The organism is Micromonospora sp. NPDC000207, assembly GCF_040300925.1.
Taxonomy (GTDB): domain Bacteria; phylum Actinomycetota; class Actinomycetes; order Mycobacteriales; family Micromonosporaceae; genus Micromonospora.
Genome location: NZ_JBEPEQ010000164.1, coordinates 1 through 9,124 on the forward strand (window position 1 = coordinate 1; position 9,124 = coordinate 9,124).

Annotated in this window: 6 protein-coding genes; 5 read left to right on the forward strand and 1 reads right to left on the reverse strand. The window is 72.6% G+C overall.

Features of this window, described 5'->3' with window-relative positions; translation table 11 throughout:
* The 4 genes from ABT336_RS25615 to ABT336_RS25630 form a co-directional block, all read left to right on the forward strand.
* Positions 1-262, forward strand: a 262-nt coding sequence (locus ABT336_RS25615; RefSeq protein WP_350899874.1) for a hypothetical protein, incomplete at its 5' end; no start/stop codon positions are given.
* 4 nt (positions 263-266) lie between these two features.
* The gene (locus ABT336_RS25620) at positions 267-2,189 is read left to right on the forward strand and encodes a hypothetical protein (protein WP_350899876.1); all 1,923 of its coding nucleotides are present in this window, start codon (positions 267-269) and stop codon (positions 2,187-2,189) included.
* Complete coding sequence (locus tag ABT336_RS25625; RefSeq protein ID WP_350899884.1) at positions 2,107-4,371, forward strand: exo-beta-d-1,3/1,6-glucosidase; 2,265 nt, start codon at positions 2,107-2,109, stop codon at positions 4,369-4,371. Before ABT336_RS25620 ends, ABT336_RS25625 begins: the two co-directional genes overlap by 83 nt.
* A 49-nt stretch (positions 4,372-4,420) precedes the next feature.
* Complete coding sequence (locus tag ABT336_RS25630; protein WP_350899878.1) at positions 4,421-5,695, forward strand: M48 family metallopeptidase; 1,275 nt, start codon at positions 4,421-4,423, stop codon at positions 5,693-5,695.
* 16 nt (positions 5,696-5,711) lie between these two features.
* On the opposite strand, the gene ABT336_RS25635 is transcribed toward ABT336_RS25630, so the two are convergent.
* Positions 5,712-7,337: a glycoside hydrolase family 43 protein gene (locus ABT336_RS25635; protein WP_350899880.1), complete on the reverse strand. Its 1,626-nt coding sequence runs from the start codon at positions 7,335-7,337 to the stop codon at positions 5,712-5,714.
* Positions 7,338-7,590: 253 nt separating this feature from the next.
* Between ABT336_RS25635 and ABT336_RS25640 the strand changes: the two genes are divergently transcribed.
* Complete coding sequence (locus tag ABT336_RS25640) at positions 7,591-8,883, forward strand: ABC transporter substrate-binding protein (protein WP_350899882.1); 1,293 nt, start codon at positions 7,591-7,593, stop codon at positions 8,881-8,883.
* Positions 8,884-9,124: the final 241 nt, after the last annotated feature.

The window sequence follows — 9,124 nt, forward strand, 5'->3', positions numbered from 1 at the left end:
CGCCGAGGTGCTCGACCCGGAGTCCGGCCGGGTCCGGCTGCGCGCCGACGCCGACCTGCGCCGGTGGCAGTACTCGATGGCGTACGCGCCGCAGACGTCGTCCTGGGTGTCGGGGGGTGGGGCGGGAGCCGCAGCCGAGCAGCCGTCGCCGGCGCCCGAGCCCCGGGTGGAGCCGTGGGAGCACTGCGGGGAGCTGCGGACCCATCCGTACTGCGAGGGGTGCGGACGACACCACACGTCAACTGTCGAGAGGTCCGGGTGAGCGCGTGATCTGGGACGTGCTCGACCCGGTGGCCAGTGTGGTCACCGGCGTGCTGGCGTTGACCACCGCCGGCCTGGGGGTGGCTCGGCACCTGCGGCACCGGACCGAGCGCGGCTGGTGGGCCGGGATGGCACCGGTGTGGCGGGCCCAGCAGGACGACGCCCTCGGACACCCGTACCGGTTCGCGGGCGGTTACCTCCGTCCCCTGTCCGAGGTGTACGTCGACCGCCGGGTGGTACGCCGATCCGCCCCGGCGGCGTCCGCAGTCGACACCGACTCCCTGGTCACCGACCCGACGACGGGACACGTGCTGGTCATCGGGGAACCCGGTAGCGGGAAGTCGGCGCTGCTGCGGCAGGCGTGCGCCACATCGGCGGGCGGGTGGCTCGCGGCCCGGGGCCGGCTGCACCGTACGCCCGGCGGGGCACCGGTGGTGGTGACGGTCCCGGCGTACGCGTTGGTGGGGCGGTCGCTGGCGGCGGCGCTCGCCGAGACGTACCCGTTGTCGGGGGTGGACTTCACCCGTGCACCGGTGTCCGGGCGGCGGTGGCTGGTCGGCGTGGACGGCGTCGACGCGGTCGCCGACCCGGACGAACGTGCCCAGGTGCTCAACCGGCTCGCCGCGCTGGCCACCCCGGACGCGGGGGACGTCCCGTGGCGGCTGCTGGTGACGACCCGGCAGCTCCCCGAGGCGGAGTTGACGGTCCTGGGTCGGGGGTTCGAGGCGTACCACCTGGTGCCGTTCGAGGCGGCCGACGTGCGCCGCTTCGCCCACCTGTGGTTCACGGCCACCGCCGCCGAGCAGTTCCTGACCTGGGCCGAAGCCGAGCGGGCCACAGTCGCCCTGCGTAATCCGCTCACCGCCACCGTCGCGGCGGTCGTCTGGGAGACCGGCCCGCCGGGGGACGCCCCGCCGGGCGACCCGTCGGGGTTGCTGGACCGTTTCGTGGGGGCGCTGCTGAACGCGGGCAGAACCAGCGCGGACACGGCGGTCGACGCGCTGCGCCGCGCACCCCGGGGCGGGCCGGTGGCCGACTGGCTCTCGGGGCGGCACACCGATCTCGTCGAGGTGGCGGCGACGGCGGCCTCGACCGGGGGCGATCCGGTGGCGGCGGTGGTCGCCTGGGCGACCGAGCGTGCCCCCCTCGCCCCCCAACGGGTGTTGCCGGACTGGCCCCGGCACGTCCGGTTGATCCTGCTCGCCACGGGCCTGTTCTCCCCGGTGGAACCGGGACCCGCCGACGTCGGTGGCCGGCTCGCCCCGACCTGGCCCGGTCCGGTGGAGTACCTGGCGGCGGGGCCGCTGGCCCGCGACTGGCGTCAGGACCTGTGGATCGCCGCGATGACGAGTACCTCCGGGCGGGGACTCGGGTTGCACGCGTGGTCCCGGGGCGACCTGTCGCCGGAGTTGCTCCGGGGGCTCGGGCAGGATCCGGCCGGGGCGATAGCGGCCGGGCACTACCTCGTGGCGGGGGGTGTCGTGGACCAGGTCGTCCGGGCGGACGTGTTGGCGGCGCTGCTCGTCCACGGCACGGTCGACCGGTCCCGGCCCGCTGCCGGTGGGCGGGAACCCGGGCGGACCGGGGTCGGTGCGGGGGCGTCGTCGGAGGTCCGCGACGTGGCGGGGGAGTGTCACGCCCTGCTCGTCACACTGGCCGCGGTCCGGGCCGACCGGGACCTGCTCCGCGCGATCGCCGTGGATCCGGCCCGCCCGACGGCGGTCCGTCGGGCGGCGGCCCTGTTCTTCGCGGCCCGTCGGCATCCGGGCGGTGAGGTGGCTAGGATCGAGGGCCATGAGCCCCGACCCGTCCTATCTCGATCCCGGCCGCCCCGTCGCCGAGCGAGTGGCCGACCTGCTGGGGCGGATGACCCGGCCGGAGAAGGTCGGGCAGATGATGCAGCTCGACGCGCACGGGGACCTGGCTGACCATGTCCTGAACCGGCACGTCGGCTCCATTCTGCACACCTCACCGCAGCGGCTGGTCGAGGCGCACGACCTGACCGCCCGGACCCGGCTGCGGATTCCGCTGCTGGTGGGGGAGGACTGCATCCACGGGCACTCGTTCTTCCCCGGTGCGACGATCTTCCCCACCCAACTCGGGATGGCCGCCACCTGGCAGCCGGAGCTCGTCGAGCGGGTGGCCCGTACGACGGCGGTGGAGGTCGCGCCGACCGGCGTGCACTGGACCTTCTCGCCGGTGTTGTGCATCGCCCGGGACCTGCGCTGGGGTCGGGTCGACGAGACCTTCGGCGAGGACCCCTTCCTGATCGGTGAGCTGGCCTCGGCGATGGTGCGGGGCTACCAGAGCGACGGGCTCGGCGACCCGACGGCGATCCTGGCCACCGCCAAGCACTTCGCCGGGTACTCGGAGACCCAGGGCGGGCGGGACGCCAGCGAGGCCGACATCTCCCGGCGCAAGCTGCGCTCCTGGTTCCTCCCGCCGTTCGAGCGGGTGGCCCGACAGGGGTGCCGGACCTTCATGCTCGGGTACCAGACCACCGACGGGGTGCCGATCACCGTCAACGACTGGCTGCTCAACGACGTCCTGCGGGGCGAGTGGGGCTACACCGGGATGCTCGTCACCGACTGGGACAACGTCGGTCGGATGGTCTGGGAGCAGCGGGTCCAACCCGACCACGCCCATGCCGCCGCCGCTGCGGTCCATGCCGGAAACGACATGATCATGACCACCCCCGAGTTCTTCGCGGGTGCCCTGGACGCGATCGACAGGGGTCTGCTCGCCGAGTCCGACCTCGACGCCGCCGTCACCAACATCCTCACCCTCAAGGTCGAACTGGGTCTGTTCGAGGATCCCCGCCGCCCGGACCCGGAGCGTCAGCGGATCGTGATCGGGCACCCCGACCACACCGCCCTCAACCTCGACGTGGCCCGCCGGTCACTGGTCCTGCTCCGCAACGACGGGATCCTGCCCCTCGCCGGCGGGTGCGTCGCCGACGACTCCGGTCGGGGACGGGCCGAGGACCGGCCGGCGCGGCGGATCGCTGTCGTCGGCCCCCTCGCCGACGACGCCCAGACCCAGCTCGGCGACTGGGCGGGCTCCTCCGGCCAGGCGGGTTGGCTGCCCGACGGCCAGCCCCGGGAGCTGATCGTCACGGTCCTCGACGGGGTGCGGGCGTACGCCCCGCCGCAGTGGTCGGTGACCCACGCGCCCGGCGCCGACATCCTCACCCTGGCCCCGGACCCGGAGGGGGAGTTCTTCCCCGACGGCCAACCCCGGCCGCAGGTGGTGGTGCCGTGCGCGCCGGACCCGGCGATGATCGCCGACGCGGTGGCCGCCGCCGAGGCTGCCGACTACGTGGTGGCTGTCGTCGGTGACCGGATCGAACTGGTCGGTGAGGGGCGGTCCACGGCCACCCTGGAACTCGTCGGCGGGCAGATCGCCCTGCTGGACGCCCTCGCGGCGACCGGCACCCCGACGATCGTGGTCCTGCTGGCCTCCAAGCCGTTGGTGCTGCCGGCGTCGGCGTCGGACGCCGCCGCCCTGCTCTGGGTGGCGAATCCGGGGATGCAGGGCGGGCGGGCGATCGCCGAGGTGATCCTCGGCCTCGTCGAGCCGACAGGTCGGCTGCCCGTCTCGTTCGCCCGCCACGTCGGCCAGCAGCCCACGTACTACAACCAGATCCGGGGCCAGCACGGCACCCGGTACGCCGACCTGACCCAGCGTCCGGCCTTCGTCTTCGGTGAGGGGCTGTCGTACACCACCGTCGACTACTCCGACCTGCGGATCGTCTCCTCCGACCTGGGGCCGGCCGACACCGTCCGGGCCGAGGTGACGGTCCACAACACCGGTGGTCGGCCGACGCGGGAGACCGTCCAGGTCTACGTCAGCGACACTGTGACCTCGGTCAGCTGGGCGGAGAAGGAGCTGAAGGCGTTCCGTCAGGTGGAGCTGGCAGCGGGGGAGACCGCCACGGTCCGCATCGAGGTCGCGGTCGCCGATTGCACCATAGTGGACGCCCGGGGTGAGCGGGTGGTGGAGCCGGGGGCCTTCGACCTCCTGGTCGGCCCGTCCTCGCGCGACGAGGTGCTGTTGCGGGCCACGTTCACAGTCCTCCCGGCGGGGGAGGACGCCGTCGGGCGGAGGTGACCGATCGGCCCATGTCGAACCGGGCCGGGACGATGCAAGATCAGCGTCCGTGAACGTCTCCCGTAGTGACGAGGACCGCTGCCCCCGGTGCGACAGGCCCACAGTGTCCCTGCGCGACGCCCTGCCCTGGTGCGCGGCCTGCGAGTGGAACCTTGACGCCTTCGACCCGGCAGTCCGGCGGCCGGAGTTCGGGTGGTCCTGGGTCGACCGGCGCACCTACCGGCTGGCCCGGGGACTCACCGGCAGGCAGTACGCGACCCTCGTCGACCGGGAACTCGACGCTGCCGGGTTCGGCCCGGCCGGTTGGGTCACCGCCGTGGCGTCGCTGCTGCTCACCGTCGGCGTGTTGGCGTTGGGCGGGACGGGGGTGTGGCTGCTGTTCGCGTACCCGTTCCCGAACCTGGCGATCCTCCTCGGCGTGATCATGATCGGCCTGGCGGTGGCGTTGCGGCCCCGGTTCGGTCGGGTCGACCCCGACCTGGAGGTCCTCGACCGGGACCGGGCTCCGGAGCTGCACGCCCTGGTGGCGGAGGTGGCGGAGGCGATCGGCGCACCGGTTCCGCACGTCATCGGGGTCGACGACACCTTCAACGCGTACGCGACCTCGGTCGGCCTGCGTCGCCGTCGGGTGCTGGCGCTGGGGTTGCCGTTGTGGGGCAGCCTGGACGGGCCGTCCCGGGTGGCCCTGCTCGGCCACGAGTTGGGGCACTTCGTCAACGGTGACGTCCGTCGGATCCTGGTCGTCCAGCCGGCGCTGACGATGCTGGGCAACGCCGCCGACCTGATGCGCCCCTCCGCCGGGACCTCCGGCGGCGGCCTGGTGGAGATGATCGGTGAGGCGGTGGGCCGGTCGGTGTCCTGGACGGTGTCCCGGGTGCTGTTCGGCGCGCACCTTGTGTTGGTCGCGACAGCACTGCGGGACAGCCAGCGGGCCGAGTACCTGGCCGACGAGATGGCGGCCCGCAGCGGGGGCACCGACGCCGCCACCCGGGTGCTTGACGTGACACTGCACGGGGAGTCCGTCCTGCGGACGGTCCGCCGGGTGGCGCGCGACGGGGGCGGCCCGGCACGGTGGCGGGCGGAGGTGGACCTGTCGCTCGCCTCGGCCGCCGACCGGTTGACGCTGCTGCGTCAGCTCTCCCTGCGCGAGGAGACCTCCCTGTTCGCCTCGCACCCCCCGGCGGGCCTGCGGCACCGGATGTTGACCGCCCGGACCCGGCAGGCTCCCCGGGTGGTCGTCACCGAGGCGAGGGTGGAACTGATCGACGGCGAGCTGAGGCGGCACTACGACCGGACGGTCCGGGACATCGCGCTGGGCGGGTGACGGCCGGACGAACCGGTCAGTGTTCCCGGTAGGCGGCCAGGTCGAAGTCGGCGTGGCCGCCGTCGCCACCGAGGTCCTGCACCCAGAGCCCGAGGAACGCCCCGGTGAACCCCCACGCCGCCGGCTCCCCGTCGATGATCTGTGCGGCGTGTTCGTCGGAGAGGATGGTGGCGTCCGCCGCCACAGGTAGCTCCTGCCAACCGTCGGCGAGGCGGTAGCCGAAGCGGACCACCGGACCGTCGAAGGTCGCCCGCAGCCCGACCGGCCCACCGCCGTCGACGTCGACTGTCAGCTCGGGGTGGGCGGTGCGCCGCCCGCTGTCGCAGCTGAGCAGCTCCAGGATCCGACGTCCGTCGTCGGCCCGGGTCAGGTAGAGGTGATGCCAGTTCTGGGTGTTGTAGTAGGCGGTGATCCCGGCCAACTGTCGGTAGTCGAGCGGGTCGAAGTCGACGACCGTCTCCAGCGAACAGTGCGTCGCCCCGACCCGACGGGCGACCAGGCTGGGGGTCTGCCGCCCGACCGGTGACTGGCCACCGTGGATCCGCAGGTGCGAGGGGCGGGAGCGCAGGTCCAGCCAGTCCGGGGCGGCCGGTCGGCGCAGCGTGGACCAGGCCGAGGAGAGTTGCCCGGTGTCGAAGTGGTCGACGTCGGGCTCTGCCGGCCACGGATGGTCGGGCAGGTCGGGGGCGTCGACCTCGTCCGCAGGCACCCCGTCGCAGATGCGGGGCCATCCCCCGGTGGGCCACTGGACGCGTTGGATCGCCGTCTCCCGCCCGAGGACGCAGTTGCCCAGCGGGGTGTAGGGGCGGGCGGCCAGGTGGGCGAGGAACCAGTCCCCGTCCGGGGTCTGGACCAGGCTGCCGTGTCCCGCCTTCTGCAACCGCAGCTCCGGTCGGCCGACCGAGGTGAGCAGCGGTCCGGCCGGGTCCACCTCGTACGGCCCGAACAGCTCGCGGGAGCGGGCCACTGTCACCTGGTGCTCCCAGCTGGTCCCCCCTTCGGCGGTGACCAGCCAGTACCACCCGTCGTGACGGTAGAGGTGGGGGCCCTCGGTGAGCCCGACCGGTGTGCCGGTGAACAGCGGCCGGGCACGGCCGACCAGGGACTTCGTGGCCCGGTCGTACTGCTGGATCTCGATGCCGCCGAACCGGTCCCGGCCGGGCCGCCAGTCGGCGCTGAGGCTCAACAGCCAGGTGGACCCGTCGTCGTCGTGGAAGAGCGAGGCGTCGAAGCCGTGCCCGTGCAGCTTCACCGGGTCGGACCAGGGGCCGGCGACGTCGGTGGCGGTGACCAGGAAGTTCTGCGGATCCCAGTAGCCGCCGGTGAAGCTGGCCACGTCGCTGTAGACCAGGTGGAACTCTCCGTCGTGCCAGGTCAGGTCGGGTGCCCACACTCCGTTGGAGTCACCGCAGCCGCGCAGGTCGAGCAGGCGGCGTTCGGTGACGATCCCGCCCAGTGCCCGCCAGTGCACGAGGTCCCGGGAGTGGTGCAGGCGGACCCCCGGATACCACTCGAAGGTGGAGGTGGCCAGGTAGTAGTCGGTGCCGACCCGCAGGATCGACGGGTCCGGGTGGAATCCGGTGAGGACGGGGTTGTGGATGACCCGGGCAGCGGTCGCCACGTCGGTGGTCTCTGTCGACACGTCGGCTCCTCTGCTGCGGTCTTTCGGCAAACTTTCGGATCACTCGACCGCGAAAAGCGCGACCCACGAACACGCTAGCCGTTCACGTCGCGATAGGACAGACTCTTGACCCGTGCATATTCTTTCTCGTAGCGTGCCGGCCATCAATCGGTAATACCGAAGAAGCACCGAAAGTTTCGCTGTTCCACGTGTGACCACTCCTGCCGGCCAGACCGGCAACCGAGCACCTCGTGTGTCCCCGAAGGGATGGATCATGACAGCGCACCTCACCCGCAGAACGCTGCTCGGCCTCGTCGGCGCCGGTACCGGCGCCTACCTGCTCAGCGGCTGCAGCGACGACGGGCCCAGCGACCCCGACGGCCCCCAGTCGATCAACTGGTGGCACATCCAGAACACCGAGCCGATGCTGCCGGTCTGGGCGGCGATGGCCCAGACGTACCGCGACACCCACCCGAACGTCACAGTCGAGGTCCAGCCGCTGGAGAACGAGGCCTTCAAGGCCCGGCTCACCACCGCCACCCAGGCCGGTTCGCCACCGGACCTGTTCCAGTCCTGGGGCGGCGGGGTGCTCCGGCAGCAGGTCGAGGCGGGCCTGGTCAAGGACCTCACCGACGACGTCGCGTCCCTGGTCGGTGGCCTGGTGCCGGCGTCCCTGCTGCCGTACACGATCGACGACCGGATCTACGGCGTCCCGTTCGACCTGGGCATGGTCGGATTCTGGTACAACAAGGACCTCTTCGCCGCCGCCGGTGTCGCAGCGCCCCCGACCAGCTGGGCCGGTCTCGTCGAGGCAGTCGGCAAGCTCAAGGCCGCCGGCACCGTGCCGATCGCCCTGGCGGGCAAGGACAAGTGGCCGGCCCACTACTACTGGGCCTACCTGGCGATGCGGATCGGCGGGCTCGGTGCCCTCCAGCAGGCCGCCGACGACAAGAACTTCGACACCCCGGACTTCGTCGCCGCCGGGGAACGACTCAAGGAACTCGTCGACCTCCAGCCGTTCCAGCGGGGCTTCCTCGGTGCCGAGTACAGCTCCCCGGACGGGCAGGCCGCCACCGTGGGCAACGGACAGGCGGCAATGGAGCTGATGGGTCAGTGGGCCCCGTCGGTGCAGGCCTCCAGCTCCACCAGCAAGGAGGGCCTCGGCGACAAGCTCGGCTTCTTCCCGTTCCCGACGGTGGACGGCGGCAAGGGCTCGGCGACCGAGGCGTTCGGCGGCGGCAACGGTTTCGCCGTCGGCAAGGACGCCCCCGCCGCCACCGTCGACTTCCTGAAGTTCCTGCTCAGCGCCGACAACCAGCGGACGGCCGCGCAGACCGGGGCGGTCCTGCCCACGGTGACCGAGGCCGCCTCGGCGATCACCGACCCGAACAACAAGACCGTCGCGGAGAACCTGGCCGGTGCCACCGGATTCCAGCTCTACCTCGACCAGGCGTACCCACCGGCGGTCGGCCAGCAGGTCAACGACAGTGTGGCCGAGCTGATCGCCGGCACCAAGACGGCCGCACAGATCGTCAAGGACATCACCTCGGTGGCGAAGAGCCAGTAGCCAGATGGCCACCGCAGTTCACCCCCGAGCCCGCCGCGAGACCCGAATGGAGCAGGCATGACCAGGCTGTCGACCCTGTCGGGCCCGCGGCGCGGCCAACCGCCCACGGAACCCGCGCCGTCGGGAGGCCCCCGGCGGCGCGGGGGCCCGGCCCCGGCCGGGCCCCCCCCCCCCCCGGGGGGGATACGGCGGTAGGGAGAGGGGGGGGGGGGGGGAGAGGGTTTGAACAGGGGTGTGTTTA